Origin of the sequence: Mycobacterium sp. NPDC050551 (assembly GCF_040674075.1) — a bacterium.
GTDB lineage: Bacteria > Actinomycetota > Actinomycetes > Mycobacteriales > Mycobacteriaceae > Mycobacterium.
Genome location: NZ_JBFARC010000001.1, coordinates 1,289,747 through 1,306,491, shown reverse-complemented (window position 1 = coordinate 1,306,491; position 16,745 = coordinate 1,289,747). Strand labels below are relative to the sequence as shown.

15 protein-coding genes and 1 pseudogene are annotated in these 16,745 nt (G+C 68.9%); 11 read left to right on the top strand and 5 right to left on the bottom strand.

Going from position 1 to position 16,745, the window contains the following annotated elements:
- Positions 1 to 31: 31 nt before the first annotated feature.
- A complete protein-coding gene (locus AB0K11_RS06360; RefSeq protein ID WP_364973457.1) occupies positions 32 to 1,282 on the bottom strand; it encodes a hypothetical protein in 1,251 nt (416 codons plus the stop codon).
- A gap of 652 nt (positions 1,283 to 1,934) precedes the next feature.
- Between AB0K11_RS06360 and AB0K11_RS06355 the strand changes: the two genes are divergently transcribed.
- Genes AB0K11_RS06355 through AB0K11_RS06340 form a run of 4 tightly spaced genes read left to right on the top strand, consistent with a single transcriptional unit; the run spans position 1,935 to position 5,684 of the window.
- On the top strand, positions 1,935 to 3,191 hold the full coding sequence (locus AB0K11_RS06355; RefSeq protein WP_364973455.1) for a class I SAM-dependent methyltransferase: 1,257 nt from the start codon (positions 1,935 to 1,937) through the stop codon (positions 3,189 to 3,191).
- Complete coding sequence (locus tag AB0K11_RS06350; RefSeq protein WP_364973453.1) at positions 3,188 to 3,997, top strand: glucose-1-phosphate cytidylyltransferase; 810 nt, start codon at positions 3,188 to 3,190, stop codon at positions 3,995 to 3,997. Before AB0K11_RS06355 ends, AB0K11_RS06350 begins: the two co-directional genes overlap by 4 nt.
- On the top strand, positions 3,994 to 4,653 hold the full coding sequence (locus AB0K11_RS06345) for a PIG-L deacetylase family protein (RefSeq protein WP_364973451.1): 660 nt from the start codon (positions 3,994 to 3,996) through the stop codon (positions 4,651 to 4,653). The genes AB0K11_RS06350 and AB0K11_RS06345 overlap by 4 nt, the downstream gene beginning before the upstream one ends.
- A complete protein-coding gene (locus AB0K11_RS06340) occupies positions 4,650 to 5,684 on the top strand; it encodes an SDR family oxidoreductase (RefSeq protein ID WP_364973449.1) in 1,035 nt (344 codons plus the stop codon). Before AB0K11_RS06345 ends, AB0K11_RS06340 begins: the two co-directional genes overlap by 4 nt.
- On the opposite strand, the gene rfbC is transcribed toward AB0K11_RS06340, so the two are convergent.
- Positions 5,668 to 6,222, bottom strand: coding sequence for a dTDP-4-dehydrorhamnose 3,5-epimerase (gene rfbC, locus AB0K11_RS06335; RefSeq protein WP_364973446.1), 555 nt, complete (start codon positions 6,220 to 6,222; stop codon positions 5,668 to 5,670). The two genes, AB0K11_RS06340 and rfbC, sit on opposite strands and share 17 nt — an antisense overlap.
- 14 nt (positions 6,223 to 6,236) lie before the next feature.
- On the opposite strand from rfbC, the pseudogene AB0K11_RS06330 reads away from it, so the two are divergent.
- The 3 genes and pseudogenes from AB0K11_RS06330 to AB0K11_RS06320 form a co-directional block, all read left to right on the top strand.
- Positions 6,237 to 7,256: pseudogene (locus tag AB0K11_RS06330) on the top strand (methyltransferase domain-containing protein); the annotation flags it as partial.
- A gap of 6 nt (positions 7,257 to 7,262) precedes the next feature.
- Positions 7,263 to 8,654, top strand: a complete 1,392-nt coding sequence (locus AB0K11_RS06325; protein WP_364973782.1) for a glutamate-1-semialdehyde 2,1-aminomutase — start codon at positions 7,263 to 7,265, stop codon at positions 8,652 to 8,654.
- Between the two features lie 53 nt (positions 8,655 to 8,707).
- Positions 8,708 to 10,018 carry an adenylate/guanylate cyclase domain-containing protein gene (locus tag AB0K11_RS06320; protein ID WP_364973444.1) on the top strand — a complete coding sequence of 437 codons (1,311 nt, stop codon included), beginning with the start codon at positions 8,708 to 8,710 and terminating at the stop codon, positions 10,016 to 10,018.
- A gap of 6 nt (positions 10,019 to 10,024) precedes the next feature.
- On the opposite strand, the gene AB0K11_RS06315 is transcribed toward AB0K11_RS06320, so the two are convergent.
- The 3 genes from AB0K11_RS06315 to AB0K11_RS06305 form a co-directional block, all read right to left on the bottom strand.
- Entirely contained in the window at positions 10,025 to 11,542 is a 1,518-nt protein-coding gene (locus AB0K11_RS06315; RefSeq protein ID WP_364973441.1) for a DUF222 domain-containing protein, read from the bottom strand.
- 111 nt (positions 11,543 to 11,653) lie between these two features.
- The gene (locus tag AB0K11_RS06310) at positions 11,654 to 11,953 is read right to left on the bottom strand and encodes a YciI family protein (RefSeq protein WP_364973438.1); all 300 of its coding nucleotides are present in this window, start codon (positions 11,951 to 11,953) and stop codon (positions 11,654 to 11,656) included.
- Positions 11,946 to 12,737, bottom strand: a complete 792-nt coding sequence (locus AB0K11_RS06305; RefSeq protein ID WP_364973436.1) for a hypothetical protein — start codon at positions 12,735 to 12,737, stop codon at positions 11,946 to 11,948. The genes AB0K11_RS06310 and AB0K11_RS06305 overlap by 8 nt, the downstream gene beginning before the upstream one ends.
- A gap of 200 nt (positions 12,738 to 12,937) precedes the next feature.
- On the opposite strand from AB0K11_RS06305, the gene AB0K11_RS06300 reads away from it, so the two are divergent.
- Genes AB0K11_RS06300 through AB0K11_RS06285 form a run of 4 tightly spaced genes read left to right on the top strand, consistent with a single transcriptional unit; the run spans position 12,938 to position 16,737 of the window.
- The gene (locus tag AB0K11_RS06300) at positions 12,938 to 13,939 is read left to right on the top strand and encodes a Ppx/GppA phosphatase family protein (protein ID WP_364973434.1); all 1,002 of its coding nucleotides are present in this window, start codon (positions 12,938 to 12,940) and stop codon (positions 13,937 to 13,939) included.
- The gene (locus AB0K11_RS06295; protein ID WP_364973432.1) at positions 13,936 to 15,018 is read left to right on the top strand and encodes a hypothetical protein; all 1,083 of its coding nucleotides are present in this window, start codon (positions 13,936 to 13,938) and stop codon (positions 15,016 to 15,018) included. The genes AB0K11_RS06300 and AB0K11_RS06295 overlap by 4 nt, the downstream gene beginning before the upstream one ends.
- 7 nt (positions 15,019 to 15,025) lie before the next feature.
- Positions 15,026 to 15,871, top strand: a complete 846-nt coding sequence (locus AB0K11_RS06290) for a sugar phosphate isomerase/epimerase (protein ID WP_364973429.1) — start codon at positions 15,026 to 15,028, stop codon at positions 15,869 to 15,871.
- 29 nt (positions 15,872 to 15,900) lie between these two features.
- Positions 15,901 to 16,737 carry a thioesterase family protein gene (locus AB0K11_RS06285; RefSeq protein WP_364973426.1) on the top strand — a complete coding sequence of 279 codons (837 nt, stop codon included), beginning with the start codon at positions 15,901 to 15,903 and terminating at the stop codon, positions 16,735 to 16,737.
- The last annotated feature ends 8 nt before the right edge of the window (positions 16,738 to 16,745 follow it).

Below are 16,745 nucleotides of genomic sequence, written 5' to 3'. Positions count from 1 at the left end.
CCCTTGCGCGCAGGGGCCCACCGGTCGGTCGTCAGGCGGCGCTGTCGTTGCTGTCCGACGACTTGTCCTTCTTGGTGTCGGACTCGGACTTCTGCTCCGACTTGGTCTCGGTCTTGGTCTCGGTCCTGGTGTCCGACTTGTCGTCGGCCTTGGCGTCGGCCTCGGTGTCGTGCTTCTTGCCGAGTGAGCCCAGCTTCTTCAATGCCGCCCTGACCGGATTCTCCTTCTGTGCACGATGTTTCGGGCCGGTTGTCGCACCGCTGGACTCGGCGGGCGCGGTGGTGTTCGAGGCCGGTGTGGTCTCCGGTCCGGTCGGTGTTCCGGCGGCCGCGTCGTCGGCCGGCGTGGCGGCCGGCGCCTCGGTCGGTGCGGAGATCTGCAGCTTGACCGAGGTGAGTGCCGGGGTCGTCGGCTCGGTCACCTTCGTCAGGCCCGCGATGGGCGCCTGCGGGGCGATCGCATCGGCGACGGCGTCGCGGATGTCGAGCAGCGAGGCCACGACGCCGTTGGACCCGAGCAGTCCAGCGGCGAAGAACGACGACGGGTTCAGGCCGTTGAGGACCGTACCGGTGAGGTCTGGACCGAAGCTCAGCACGGCGTTCGCCACTGCCTCCGCATCGCCGGCCTCCAGGGCTGCCGCCAGCGCGTCGCCGGTGGCGCCGATGGTGCTGACGGTGTCGGTCAACAAGTTGACGGGTGACAGCAGCGGGCCGAGCAGTGTGGTGCCGATGTTCGCCGGGCTGGTGAGGTCGATGACGTTCAGCAGGTTCGCGATGGGCTGTCGCAAGGCGTTCTGGAAGTCGGCGTAGATGTCGGGCTGGAAGATCAGGATGTTGATGGCGCCGTCGAGAATCGGCCCGATGGCCACCTGCAACAGCGTGTTCAGTCCGCCGCTGATGTCGCCGGCGACGAGATCGTCGATCGCGGACTGGAGAAGCGCAGGCGTCTGGCTGATCGCCTCGATGAAGCTCGCCCCGAAGGTCTGCGCCAGCGCCGCGATCGCCTCTGCGCTGTGGCGTTGGTTGGCGATGATGTTGCTCAGGATCGGCGCGGGATCTTCGGCGAACCTCGCACCCAGCGCTCCCGCGTTCTCGGCGGCGGCCTCGAAGACGGCGGCGAACTCCTCGATCGGATTCACCAGAGCGTTGAGCTGGACGGCGGCCGTCGAGATCCTCGGCGCCTGGATGTCCGGCTGGAGCGGGGCGACGGGACTGGCGGCGAGGGCGCCGACCCCGAGCACGGCGACTCCCGCTGCCAGATACGAGCGCGCGGCAACTTGCATTGTGTCTCCCTTGAGAACAGTGATCTTGACGGCGCAGAACTTACCTATAGGTAAGTTTTGACAACGACGACTTCAGGAAACTTTTTTCGCGCCAGGATCAGGTCTCGACGGGCCGGCAAAGGGGCGGATCGAGTGCTGAAAATAGCTGTTCAGCGTGGGTTGATGGGCGATACGGCGGCAGCGGTGCGGGATCCGCAACGCTGTGCATCAGCACAGCACTTAGGCCGGCTACCAAGTGGCAATTCCAGTCAGCCCTTTGCCGATTCGGCGGTCCGTCGCCGCCGAGCTGACATTACTCAGCGGTAACGTAGCACCCCACGCTTTGCTGATCGGGCCAATTTGTCGAGCCGGTTGACACACACGCGGCGGGTGTCGAACTGAACGCGTCACACCGCCGACGGTGCAGGTCAGCGGCGCGGCCACTTCGCCACTCCCTTGTGATTGCAACTAATTGGCACCGTCCGCCACTTTGTGGGGTGCCGCATCGTCACGACATCGAGTGACCTGTCTCACTACGCGGTGCGGAGGCCGGTCCTGAACCGTCACCGCGATGGTTATGTGTCATCGATGTGCAATTTCAGCAACGTTCGCACAGTTAGCTATGCTCTGTTAGGCTCCGCATCGGAGTCACCCCTAGAGCGAAGGCCTCAATGTGTCGTGCCGCCTGTGTGCATCTGATCGGCTGATCAGCGTCCTGGACCTCGGCGCCACGCCGCCGTGTGAGAAGTTCCTGTCGGCCGCCGACCTCGAACTGCCGGAAACGACGTTTCCGCTGCACCTCCGCGTGTGCGCGGACTGCATGCTGCTGCAGATCCCGGCGCTGATCACCCCTGAGGACACCTTCACCGAGTACGCCTACTTCTCGTCGTTCTCTGACAGCTGGGTCGATCACGCGCGGCAGTTCGTCGGCGGTGCCGTCGAGCGGCTGAGCCTGACGGAGAAGTCATTTGTCATCGAAGTCGCCAGCAATGACGGATACCTCCTGCGACACGTTGTCGACGCGGGGGTGCGGTGCCTCGGCATCGAACCTTCGGTGAACGTGGGCGCCGCGGCCGTGGAGCGCGGCGTGCCGACCGTGACGGCGTTCCTCGACGAGGCGACGGCCCGCGACGTGCGGGCCGAGCACGGCGCCGCCGACCTCGTGGTCGCCAACAACGTCTACGCACACATCCCGGATCTACTGGGGTTCACCCGCGCGCTGCGCCTGCTGATGGCCGACGACGGCTGGCTGTCGATCGAGGTGCACCACGCACGCAACCTCGTCGAGCTCGCACAGTTCGACACGATCTATCACGAGCACTTCCAGTACTACACAGTGGCTTCGGCCGCGCGTGCGCTCGCGACGGCGGGGCTGGCCGTCGTCGACGTGGAGCTCATCCCCACCCACGGCGGGTCGATCCGGGTGTGGGCGCGGCCCGAGGCGGTCGCGGACACACCGACCGCACGGGTGGCCGAGGCACTGGCCGCCGAGGAGGAGGCCGGTCTGCACGACGTCGCCGGCTACGTCACGCTGCGGCCTCGCGTCGAACATGTCCGCCACGAACTGCTGCGCTACCTGCTCGACTGCCGCGAGGCGGGTAAGCGGGTGGTCGCTTACGGTGCGCCCGGCAAGGGAAACACCCTCCTCAACTACTGCGGCATCCGGTCGGACCTCATCGAGTACACCGTCGACCGCAACCCGTACAAGCACGGGAAATACACGCCCGGCACCCGCATCCCGATCCATTCGGTGGACCGGCTGGAGAAGGACCGGCCCGACGTCATCGTCGTCCTGCCGTGGAATCTGGCCACCGAGATCACCGAGCAGCTGGCCTACACCGCCGAATGGGGCGCCGAGCTGGCCATCCCGCTTCCGAGCCTGGAAATCGTCCGGCCCGGCACAACCACCACCACGAGGGGTTCCGAATGAAGGTAGTGCTGTTCTGCGGCGGATATGGCATGCGGATGCGCAACGGCGCGGAGGACGTGATCCCCAAGCCCATGCAGATGATCGGCCCGAGGCCGTTGATCTGGCACGTGATGCGCTACTACGCACACTTCGGGCACAAGGAGTTCATCCTCTGCCTCGGCTACGGCGCGAGCCACATCAAGGACTTCTTCCTGAACTACCAGGAGGCGATGTCGAACGACTTCGTCATCCGGGACGGCCAGGTCGATCTGCTGGACTCCGACATCGCCGACTGGACGATCACCTTCGTCGACACCGGGCCGGAGTCGCCGATCGGTGAGCGGCTGCGCCGGGTCCGGCACTTCGTCGAGGACGACGAGTACTTCCTGGCCAACTACGCCGACGTGCTCACCGACGCGCCGATGGACCAGATCGTGGACGAGGTGAAGGCGTCCGGGGCCGCCGCCTCGATGCTGATCGTGCCGCCGCAGTCGTCGTTCCACTGTGTCGACATCGCCGACGACGGCAACATCAGCGGCATCACCGCCGTGTCGCAGCTGCCGATCTGGGAGAACGGCGGCTTCTTCGTCCTCAAGACCGCCGACGTGCTGGGATTGCTCACCGAGAACTGCGACCTCGTCGAGGACGTCTGCGGCAAGCTGGCCGCCCAGGGAAAGCTCTACGGCCACAAGCACTTCGGCTTCTGGAAGCCGGCCGACACGTTCAAGGAGCGCGCCGAACTCGACGCCGGATACCAGCGCGGCGACCGGCCCTGGATGCTGTGGGAGCACTCGAAGGCAGCTCCGCAACTCGCGCCGGCGACGTGATCGATCTGCACGCAGGGGAGCTGCGAGAGATCGCCGTCCTCGGGGCGCACTGCGACGACATCGCCATCGGCATGGGCGGCACGTTGCTGGCACTCTCGCAGGCCAATCCCGGCCTGCGCGTGCACGCGCTGGTGCTCAGCGGTGCGGGCACCGAAAGGGAGGCCGAGGAGCGCGCCGCGCTCGACGCATTCTGCCCGGGCGCCACGGTGTCGGTGACGATCCTCGATGTGCCCGACGGCCGCGCGCCTGCGCACTGGGAGCGGGTCAAGGACGCACTGAAGGGATTTCGCGCGACATGCGAACCCGACGTGGTGTTCGCCACGCATCGCGGCGACGCTCACCAGGACCACCGGATGCTGGCCGAACTGGTGCCCACCGAGTTCCGCGACCACGTGATCCTGGGCTACGAGATCCTCAAGTGGGAGACTGACACCCCGGCCGTGACGGTGTTCCATCCCCTCGACACCGCGACGGCCGAGGAGAAGGTCCGGCTGCTGCACAAGCACTATCCATCCCAGACCGCCAGGGACTGGTTCGACGAGCTGTCGTTCCTCGGCCTGTCGCGGCTGCGCGGCGTGCAGTGCCGCAGCAGCCACGCCGAGGCATTCGTGGTCGACAAGGTGGTCGTCCGATTCGGGAAAGGCAACGCCGCATGACACAACGGGTTCTGGTCACCGGCCACCAGGGGTATCTCGGCACCGTGATGGTGCCGGTGCTGCAGGCCGCAGGCCACGACGTGGTGGGCCTGGACAACGGGTACTTCCGCGACTGCGTGCTCGGCGACGCGCCGCTGGACCCGCCCGGCCTCAGCAGTGACCTGCGCGACGTGACCGTCGACGAGCTGCGCGGCTTCGACGCCGTGGTGCACCTCGCTGCGCTGTCCAACGATCCGCTGGGGGCGCTGGAGCCGCAGATCACCTACGACATCAACCACTGGGCGTCGGTCCGGCTGGCGCGGCTGGCCAAGGAAGCGGGCGTGAAGCGGTTCCTCTACGCGTCGACCTGCTCGGTGTACGGCGCCGCGGGCGACGGCCTGGTCGGCGAGGACGCACCGCTGCGGCCGCTGACGCCGTATGCGATCAGCAAGGTCCGCGTCGAGGACGACGTGGCGGCGATGGCCGACGACGACTTCACCCCGGTCTTCCTGCGCAACGCAACGGCTTTCGGGTTCTCGCCGCGACTGCGTGCGGACATCGTGCTGAACAACCTGGTCGGGCACGCCGTGCTGAGCGGTGTGGTGCGGGTGATGTCGGACGGCACACCGTGGCGCCCGCTGGTGCACGCCCGCGACATCGCACAGGCGTTCGCGGTCTGCCTGTCGGCACCCGCGAACACCATCTCGTGCCGGGCGTTCAACGTCGGCGGCGAGGCGAACAACGTCACCGTGGCGCAGATCGCCGACGAGGTGGTCGGCGTCGTACCCGGTTCGACGGTCGCGATCACCGGTGAGAGCGGCGCCGACCCGCGCTCCTACCGGGTCGATTTCAGCCGCGCCCGCAGTGAACTCGGATTCGAGGCGGTGTGGTCGATCGCCGACGGTGCCGCGGAGCTGTACGCCGCCTACGTGGCACACGGTCTGCAGCGCGACGACTTCGAACGCAAATTCACCCGGTTGGCGCGACTGCAGGAGCTGCGTGGCAGCGGTGCGATCGACGAGACGATGCGACGTGTCAGCGCAATTGCATGAGCAGCGCGGCCCAGGTGCCCGCGGCGGCGTCGCGGTCGGAGATGCGCGTCACCGGCAGCGGCCACTCGATCGCCAGCTCGGGATCGGCGTGGTGGACCGCGACGTCCTCGGTGGGGTCGTGCGGACGGTCGATGCGGTAGCAGACGTCGGCGACCTCGGTGAGCGCCTGGAATCCGTGCAGGATGCCGGGCGGCACATACAGGTGCCGGAAGTCGTTGTCATCGAGCAGGAAAGACTGATGTCTGCCGAAGGTCGGCGACGACGGCCGGGCGTCGACGAGCACGTCGTGCACCGCGCCGTGCGCGCAGCGGACGAGTTTCGCCTCGCCGCGGCCGCGCCGTCCGTGCAGGCCGCGGAGCACACCCCGGGTCGACCGGGACTGCGAGTCCTGCCGGAATGTGGCAGCGGCGCCGGGCACGCCGAGGTGATCGTCGAAGATGTCCGCGTCGAAGGTGCGGGTGAACAACCCGCGATCGTCGCGGTGCGGTTGCGGGACGAGCACCACCACCCCGGCCAGCTCGGCCTGCTCGATGCGCACGAGGACATGCTGCCATGAGTTGTCGCGGATGCGGGGAGCCGGCGCTGCACCGGGTGCTGGATCTGGGCGCCGTGCCGGCTGCCGATCATTTCCCGCCTGCGTCGTCACCTGTGCGGCCGCAGGAGACGGCCCACCCGCTGGCGATGGCGCTGTGCCCCGACTGCGGGCTGGCCCAGCTGTCCGAGGACGACACGGTGACCGACGAACCGCGCGGGATCGAACCGCAGGCGCTGCGCGGTCAGGCCGCCGATGCGGTCGCCCGGGTCGCCGGACAGGGCTGGTTGACCGGGAGCACGGTCCGCGAGTTCGGCAGTCCGCACGGCGGCAGCTGGCTGCCACTGCTCGCCGACCGGGGCTTCGCGACCACAGAGGGTCCCGCCGACGTGGTGCTCGACTGCTTCGGCATCATGCACGAGCCCGACCAGAAGGCTGCGTTCGCGCAGCGGGCCGCCGCCACCCGGCCCGGTGGTGTGCTGCTGCTGCAATACCATTCGCTGTCCGCGATCGTGTCGCATGGGCAGTGGAATGCGTTGCGCCACGGTCACTTCGCCTACTACTCGATGCCCGCGCTGGCACGGCTGCTCGCCGGTGCTGGCATGCGGGCGGAGACGGTGTGGCATTTCGACCTCTACGGCGGAACGGTGCTGGTGGCCGCCGTGCACGGAGACGCGCCGCCGGGTGCGGACGCTGTGGCGCTGCTCGATGCGGATGCGGCGATGACCGACCCGCGGCACGTCGGCGCACTGCAGGTGGCCGCGGACACTCACGCGTCGCAACTGCATGGCTGGCTGGAGTCGGAACGGGCCGCGGGCAGGCGGGTGTACGCCTACGGCGCCGCGTCACGGGCGGTGGCGTTGTTCGCCCGTGCCGGTGTCGACCGGTCGCTGATCGGCGGCGTGGCCGACGCGTCGCCGGCCAAACAAGACCGCAGGATGCCGGGCACCGACGTGCCGATCATCTCGCCCGACGACCTGCAGGCCGCTGGACCCGACACCGTCCTGCTCACCGTGCCCGACCTGCTGCCCGAGGTGTCGGCGCGGATGCCCGGACTGGCGGGCAGGTGGGTGACCGACGAGAGGTTCGCCGTGCCGCAACAACCTTCGTTCGAGCGTTCGCGGGCGCTGCAGGAGCGGTTGCACGACCTGGTGCCCGGAGGTGCGCACACCTACGCCCGCGGGTCCGATCAGTACCCGGAGTTCATGACGCCGGTGTTGACGCGCGGGTCCGGCGCACGGGTGTGGGACGTCGACGGGAACTCCTACGTGGAGTACGGGATGGGGTTGCGCTCGGTGACCCTCGGCCACGGCTACCGGCCGGTGGTGGAGGCGGTGGGCCGGGCGATCGCCGACGGCGTCAACTTCAGCAGGCCGACCGCGATGGAGCTCGCCGCAGCCGAGGACTTCCTGTCGTTGGTGCCGGGCGCCGACATGGTGAAGTTCGCCAAGAACGGTTCCGACGTCACCACCGCGGCGGTGCGACTGGCCCGGGCGGTCACCGGGCGGGTGAAGGTGGCCGCGTGTGAGCAGCCGTTCTTCTCGACCGACGACTGGTTCATCGGGACGACCGCGATGAACGGCGGCATCCCGGACGCGCACGTCGCGACGACGGTGCGGTTCAGCTACAACGACCTGGACTCGGTGGCGGCGGCGCTGGCCGGTGACGACGTCGCTTGCGTGATCCTGGAGGCGGCCACCGCGACCGCCGAACCGGCGCCCGGATTCCTGGAGGGCGTGCGGGAGTTGTGCGACCGGCACGGCACGCTGCTGGTGTTCGACGAGATGATCACCGGCTTCCGCTGGGCGGCCGGCGGTGCGCAGGCCGTGTACGGCGTGCGGCCGGACCTGTCGTGCTGGGGCAAGGCGATGGCCAACGGGTTTCCGCTGTCCGCGCTGGCCGGTCGGCGGGAGTACATGGAACGGGGCGGCTTGCGCACCGACGAGGACCGGGTGTTTCTGCTGTCCACCACGCACGGTGCCGAAACAGCCTCGCTCGCAGCATTTTCGGCGGTGGTGCAGGCGTACCGTGAGGGCGACCCGGTGGGCCGGATGGAGCGCGCGGGCCGGATGCTGGCCGAGGGCGTGACCGCGGCGGTGGCCGAGCACGGCCTGGAACGCCAGGTCCGGGTGATCGGCCGGCCGTCATGCCTGGTGTTCGTCACCGGTGACGCGGAGGGTGTCCCGTCCCAGGCGTACCGGACGCTGTTCCTGCAGGAGTTGTTGCGCCGTGGGGTGCTCGGCCAGTCATTCGTCACCTCTGCCGCGCACACCGACGCCGACATCGAGCACACGATCGCCGCTGTGCGCGGCGCCCTGCCCGTCTACCGCCGCGCGATCGACGCCGGGTCCGTCGACGGGCTGCTGGAAGGCCGTCCCGTCGCCCCGGCCATCCGCCGCACGGCCGCACCACGATTCATCGACGCGCGGGTGTCCTGACGGGTTCGGTCAGAGCCCGGAAGTAGGTACGTTCCCCGGCTTACACTCCGGCCGTGTTCTCCGAGACGCGCTATGCGATGAACGGGGATCTGCGCGTCGCCTATCGCACCTCGTCTGAGGGGCCGCGTGACATCGTTTTCGTGCCGCCCTGGTTCACGTGCTGCGACCTTCTGCCGGAGCTGCCGTCGCTTCAAGGTTGGGTCGAGGCGATGACCTCACTCGGGCGGCTCATCCTCTTGGACCTGCCGGGCGTGGGCGCCTCCGATCCCGTGGCGGGTAGCGCGCTGCCGACTCTGGAGCACTGGGCCGACAGCATCACCGCAGTGCTGGACGACCTCGGGAGTAGCGAAGCGGTCCTCGTCGCGGTCGACGGTGCTTTTGCGGCTGCGGCGCTGTTCGCGGCGACACACCCGCTGCGCACCACCGCGCTGGTCGCACTCGAGGTCTACGCGGATCCGGTCGCACACGCGCAGCTGACTCCGGAGGATTTCTTCGATGGCATGGTCGCCGTCTGGGGAACGGGTGAGTACGAACGGATGCTCAATCCCGATATGCCGTGGAACGAGGAGATCCGGGCATCGTGGGCGCGGATGGAGCGACTCGCGGCGAGTCCCTCAACCGTCGCCCTCATGATGGCGCTGGTTTCCGAACTGGACGTGCGGGCGCTGCTTCCGGCGATCCGCGTGCCCACCCTGGTGGTTCAGCACGCCGACGACCCGACCGTCCTGGCTGCGGCCGGCAGGTACGTCGCCGATCACATCTCGGGCGCGAAGTACGTCGAGATCCCGGGGTGCAACCTCTACCACTTCGTCGAACCGTGGCGCGAGTCCTTCCGGGCGGTCGCGGAGTTCCTCACCGGTCATCAAGCAGAGGTGGCCGACGATCGAGTGCTGGCGACGGTGTTGTTCACCGACATCGTGGATTCGACGCACCGGGCCGCGGAGATCGGTGATCGTGAATGGCATGCCTTGCTCGATGCGCACGATGCCGTGGTGCGGGCGCAGCTCAGTCGGATTCGGGGCCGGGAGGTGAACACGTCGGGCGATGGCTTTCTGGCGATGTTCGACGGCCCGCAGCGGGCGATCCGCTGCGCGATGGGAATTCGTGATGCGGTGCGGGCGCTGAGCATCGAGATCCGGGCGGGTTTGCACACCGGTGAGGTCGAGGTGCGTGGCGACGACATCGGGGGGATTGGTGTGCACATCGGTGCGCGGGTGAGTGCACTGGCGGGGACGAACCAGGTGCTCGTGTCCCGGACGCTGCGTGATTTGGTGATCGGGTCCGGACTCGAGTTCGACGACCGTGGCGCGCATGAGCTCAAGGGCGTGCCGTGCCCTTGGCAGCTGTTCGCCGTGACGTCCTAGCGGCGCCTAGAAGGGCGGCGGCTTGTTGCGTTCCGCGACGTACTCCTCGTTGAGGCGTCGCTCCGCATCGATGCGGGCCGCCCGGTCCTGGGCCCGGGTGCGGGCCCGCCGCGGCATCATCACACCCGTCGCGGCGACCGTCTCTCCGCGAACGGTCACCGTGGCGGTGGGCCGGCACAGAGCCGGGAACTGCAGCCGGCTTCCGGGCTCGGTGGAATGCATCAGCCCGTCGGGACTCGTCCACACCACCGTGCCGTCGGGCAGTTGCCGATCTCGCCAGCCGTCGGCCCCACCCCAGAAAGTTTTCAAAAGGTGGTGATTTCGGCATAGGCACTTCAGGTTGGAAGCCTGCGTCGGGCCGGCCGGATAACTGATCGTGTGGTCGATGTCGCAGTCCCACGCCGGCACGTCGCAGCTCGGGTAACGGCATGTCATGTCGCGACACCGGACGAACTCGTCGAGCTTGGCCGATGGCCGGTACCCAGCCTCCGGCGGACTGTCGCCCGGGTGGACGATCCTGCGGACCAACGCCCGCGGCACCAGCGTCGCCAGCACCGGTGCCGGCAGGAGTGCGCCGCCGATCAGGACACCGGGCGTGGCATCGGCCGGCCCCGAGGGTGCCGGCTGCCAGAACGCCCCGGCGATCGTCTGCTCCCGTAGCGGCTTACCGGCGGTCGGACGCTCGGGCTCGGCGCCGTCCAGCTGGGCGACACCGGATTCGTCCAGACTGTCCTCGTCGGCCACCACGTGGATCACCGCGTTGCTCGGTGTCACTCCCGCTGCGGCACAGTCTGGTTCACCGCAACCACAGGCGAGCCGGTCGGCTCCGGCGGCGAGTGCACCCAGCGCATCGGCGCGGCGCTGGTCGAGATCGCGGCCGTCGGCGTCACACACCGCACGTGCCATCGCGTCGAGCCGCTTGTCCATCGCCACTGCGTCATGGGCGTACATCCGCGCCCACAGCGACCCCACGCCGCTGCCATCAGGAATGTGAATGTCAGCCTGGCGGTTGCGGGCGTGGATCTCGATGCGGCGCAACGCATAAGGGTCGTATCGGTCGACCCAGTAGTCGATCGCACTTTCGAGCTTGGCTGCAGACAGCGACCCCCAGCCGCTGATGTGCGCCGCCAGTTCGGCGTCGACCTTCGCCATCGCCTCTTCCTGCTTGATCAGCGCAGTGCGGAACACGATCGCATTGACGAGGCGGTAGGACACCGCGCCGGCGGCGAACACGTCGGCCACTCGCGGCAACCGGTCAGCCAGCGCCCTGGCGACCATCAGCTGATGGGACGCGGCCCCCAGCGTCACACCCATGGCGGCAGCCACCTCGGCGCTGACCGCAGCCCAGTTGTCGAGGCACCACTGCTCCCTCTCGGCGGCGCCCGAAGCGGCGAGACGCGCTTGCAGCACCGAAGCGACCGCGACCAATCGCCGCGCCGCGGCGGCGTTCTCCACCCGCGCCCACGCCGCCACGGCCGCGCCGCCGCGGACGTCATGGTCAGGCAATTCCAACGCTTCGAACATATGAGCGAATCTACGGCTCGTCACCGACGAAAATGTTGGCCCTGGCGACCGCCGGCATTCGGCTGTGGATGAAGTCGCGACTGTGGACAACCGCTTGACAGCCACCCGCAACTAGCCGGTGATGCCGCCCATGATCTCGAACACCTCGAACGAGTTGACCCCGGCGAGCACCGACGGGTCGCGGCGGCCGATCTCGAGCACCTCGGCCTGGTCCCGTGCGCGCAGCACACCCATTCCCCACACGCCCTCTGGGTCGGCGACCGGGCCGTAGACCACCACCCGGCCGTCGGCCAGCAACGTGCGCCAATAGTCCTGATGCCCGGCCATCGCCTGCTGCTCATCGGCCGTCATCGTCTGCGCGAAATCCGCCCGCGGCGGGATCAGCCGGAACAGGAAAAGCGTGTCAGCCATGGGCGTGTGACTCCGATGCGCGAGTGGCGGGGTGGACGGCGATCAGCCCTAAACCATTGCGACGCTTGCACATCGCCGCAAGCTCGGCGTAGGCCTTCTCGCCGAGCAGCTCGGTGAGCTCAGGGCCGTAGGACTCCCACACCTGCCGCGATCCCACGTGTGCGGCCGGGTCGCCCGTGCAGTACCAGTGCAGGTCCGCGCCGCCCTCCCCCCAGCCGCGGCGGTCGTACTCGGTGATCGTGGTCTTGAGTATCTCTGTGCCGTCGGGCCGGGTCACCCAGTCTTGGCTGCGCCGGATCGGCAACTGCCAGCACACATCCGGCTTCATCGTGAGCGGCTCGACACCCATCTTGAGTGCCTTGCTGTGCAGTGCGCAGCCGATACCGCCCTCGAAGCCGGGCCGGTTGAGGAAGATGCACGCGCCCTTGTACTTGCGGGTGCGCAGGTTGGGTTTGTCGTCGTACTCGTCCATCTCGAGGTAGCCCTTCTTGCCCAGGCCCTTCTCGCGGAACTGCCAGTCGTCGGCGGTGAGGTGCTTGACCGCGTCGTCGAGCCGGGCGCGGTCGTCGTCGTCGGACAGGAAGGCCCCGTGCGAGCAGCAGCCGTCGTCCGGCCTGCCCTCGACGGTGCCCTGACATGCCGGGGTGCCGAAGACACAGGTCCACCGCGACAACAGCCACGTCATGTCTGCCGCGATCATCTGTTCGGGGTCGTCCGGGTGATAGAACTCGACCCACTCGCGGGCGAAGTCCAGCTCGACCTCACCGGGATGTGAACTGTCCACGACGACACGCTACTCCCGGCGCCGGTCATCCGGCACCAGGAATGCGAGCGCGTCGCCGCGGTGTGAAGATCACATCGAGCATGCGTCGCAACACCTTCCGATCCAGGGTGGGGCACTCCCGCGACAGGTGGCCGGACGCACTTCGCGGGCATTGCCGGAGTCCTCCCGGATGTTCGCCCGGCACCCACTAGGTTGGGGGAGTGCGACTGGGCGTACTCGACGTGGGCAGCAACACGGTGCATCTGTTGGTGGTGGATGCCCGCCGTGGCGGCCACCCGACGCCGATGAGCTCGACGAAGGCGTCGCTGCGGCTGGCCGAGGCCATCGACTCGTCCGGCAAGCTGACCCGCAAGGGCGCCGACAAACTCGTCGACACGATCGACGAGTTCGCCAAGATCGCCGCGAGCTCCGGATGCGCCGAATTGATGGCGTTCGCCACCTCGGCCGTGCGCGACGCCACCAACTCCGAGGACCTGCTCGCCCGGGTGCTCGCCGAGACCGGCGTGTCACTGCAGGTGCTCAGCGGCGTCGACGAATCGCGGCTCACCTTCCTGGCCGTCCGCCGCTGGTACGGCTGGAGCGCCGGGCGGATCATCAACATCGACATCGGCGGGGGTTCGCTGGAACTCTCCAACGGGGTCGACGAGGAGCCCGAGGTCGCGCTGTCGTTGCCGCTGGGCGCAGGTCGGCTCACCCGCGAATGGCTCGAGGACGACCCGCCCGGCCGGCGCCGGGTGGGGATGCTGCGCGACTGGCTGGCCACCGAGCTGGCCGACTCGAGCGCCGAACTTCTCAAGGCCGGCAGCCCCGACCTCGCCGTCGCCACCTCGAAGACGTTCCGATCGCTGGCGCGGCTCACCGGCGCGGCGCCGTCGGGAGCCGGGCCCCGGGTGAAACGGACACTCACCGCCACCGGGTTGCGGCAGCTCATAGCTTTCATCTCTAGGATGACGACGGCCGACCGTGCCGAACTGGAAGGGGTGAGTGCCGAGCGGGCGCCACAGATCGTGGCCGGAGCTCTGGTAGCCGAGGCGAGCATGCGCGCACTTTCGATCGACTCCGTGGACATCTGTCCATGGGCATTGCGGGAAGGCCTGATTCTGCGGAAACTCGACAGTGAGGCCGACGGCACCGCCCTGGTGGAAACGTCCGTGCGCGATGCGCGACGAGAGGTTCTCAGGCCCAAAGGCAGCACACGATGACAGGACCAGAAGACAACGCCAGCGGCACCCGGCCCATTTCGGTCGCCGAGTTGCTGGCGAAGAACGGAACGATCGGCGCCCCGCCCGTCGGCGGCAGGCGCAGGCGTCGGCGCGGCAACAGCGACTCGGTGACGGTCGCGGAGCTGACCGGTGAGATACCGATCATCTCCGACCGCGACGTCGCGCACGACACCGCGCACGACGCCGCCGACGACGTGGCCGCCGATGACGTTCACCACGACGACCACACCTCCGTCGCGACCGACGGCGACAGTGACGTCACCGGGCGGCTTCCGGCCAACGGCACCGCGGAGCCGGCGCCGGTGGTGGAGGCCGAGCCCGAGACGCCCGCCGACGAGGCCGACCGTGACGAGGTCGACGATGCGGAGGCCGACTACACGGCCCACCTGGACAGCAGGAACGCCGACCCCGATCCGGTCGACTTCCAGCCGCCGCGCAAACCGCACTACGCCCACGCGCTGCGCCACCACCCGTCTCCGGCGGCCGCGGGCGCCGAGGACATGAGCCCGGACCCGGCCGTGCTCGACCTGGACGCCACCTACGGCGAGGCGTACGGCGACGACGCGCACGACTCACCGCTGGACCTCGCCGATCCGGCCGAGTCCGACTACGCCGGATACGACGGCGCCACGGACACCGACGACGACGAGCCGTCCTACATGCGCAGCTCCCAGAACCCGCTGTTCGGCGGTCAGACCGTCGCCGACGACATTGCCCGCGGCCGCGGCACGAGCGACGTCGAGGACCTCGACCTCGAGTTGCACGGCCCGGTCCGCGAGGAGCCGGACACGCCGATGGCGGCGTTCGTGCGCGGTGCCTGGATCGTCGGGCAGTGCATTCTCGCGGTCGTCTTCGGCGCCGGCCTCTTCGTCGCCTTCGACCAGCTGTGGAAGTGGAACAACATCGTCGCGCTGGTGCTGTCCGTGCTGGTCATCCTGGGCCTCGTCGTCGGCGTGCGGGTGGTGCGCAAGACCGAGGACATCGGCAGCACGCTGATCGCGGTCGCGGTCGGGGCGTTGGTCACGCTGGGGCCCCTGGCGCTGCTGCAGTCCGGCTAGCCCGCCCGTGCGCCCCGCCATCAAGGTCGGTCTGTCGACGGCCTCGGTCTATCCGCTGAGGACCGAGGCCGCGTTCGAGTACGCGGCCCGCCTCGGGTACGACGGTGTCGAGCTGATGGTGTGGGCGGAGGCGGTCAGCCAGGACATCGACGCGGTCGGCGAGCTGTCCGAGCGTTACGGCATCCCGGTGCTGTCCGTGCACACGCCGTGCCTGCTCATCTCCCAGCGGGTGTGGGGCGCTGACCCGGTCGCCAAACTCGAACGCAGTGTGCGGGCCGCCGAGCAGCTCGGCGCCCAGACCGTCGTCGTGCATCCGCCGTTCCGGTGGCAGCGTCGCTACGCGCAGGGATTCACCCAGCAGGTCGCCGATCTGGAGGCAGGCAGCGACGTCGTCGTCGCGGTGGAGAACATGTTCCCTTTCCGGGCCGACCGGTTCTTCGGCGCGGGCCCGACCTCGATCGAGCGGATGCGCAAGCGCGGCGGCAAGCCCGGACCGGGCATCTCGGCGTTCGCGCCCTCGTACGACCCGCTCGACGGCAACCACGCGCACTACACGCTCGACCTCAGCCACACCGCAACGGCGGGCACCGACGCCGTCGACATGGCGCAGCGGATGGGTGACGGACTTGTGCACCTGCATCTGTGCGACGGCAGCGGAGCGTCCGTCGACGAGCACCTGGTGCCCGGCCGCGGCACCCAGCCCACTGTCGAGGTGTGCGAGACGCTGGCCAACGGCGACTTCAGCGGACACGTGATCCTGGAGGTCACCACGTCCGGGGCGCGCAACGCCGCCGAACGCGAGGCGCTGCTGCGGGAGTCGCTGCAATTCGCCAGGACCCACCTGCTGCGCTGACCCGCGCCCGCACCCCGGACAATGTCACCGTGCCTGGATCCACGTCGTTCATCGATGCCATGACCCTGACCACCGTCGAACAGGACGGTCGCACCGGCGTGTACGACGGGGAGCTGAACGAGCACTGGACGATCGGCCCCAAGGTGCACGGCGGCGCGATGCTCGCGTTGTGCGCCAAGGCGGCGGGCATCGTGCACGGGTCCGGCGCCGAGAACAGCCTGCAGCCGATCGCCGTCTCCGCCAATTACCTGTGGGCGCCCGACCCCGGGCCGATGCGGGTGCACACCTCGGTACGCAAGCGCGGCCGCCGGGTCAGCCTCGTCGACGTCGAGCTCACCCAGGGGGATCGGACCGCGGTCACCGTCGCGGTGACCCTGGCCGATGCCGAGCATCACGTGCCCCCGCTGCTCAGCTTCAACCCGGTGATACCGCTGATGACGCCGGAACCGCCGCCCGGGCTGGAGCCGATCGGCCCCGGCCATCCGATGGCCGACATCGTGCACCTGGCGCACGGCTGCGACATCCGGCCCGCCCTGCACACCCTCGGGCCGCGGCCCGACGGCGGGCCGCCGGTGTTCGAGTACTGGGTGCGGCCGAAGGACAGTGCGCCCGACGTGCTGTTCGCCCTGCTGTGCGGCGACGTGTCGGCGCCGGTGACCTTCGCCGTCGACCGCAGCGGCTGGGCACCCACGGTGCAGCTGACGGCCTACCTGCGGGGCCTGCCGGCCGACGGCTGGCTGCGGGTCATGTGCACGGCCGTGCAGATCGGCCAGGACTGGTTCGACGAGGACCACATCGTCGTCGACCGGGAGGGCCGCATCATCGTGCAGACCCGCCAGCTGGCCATGGTGCCGCCTCCCGCCTGAGATCGTCC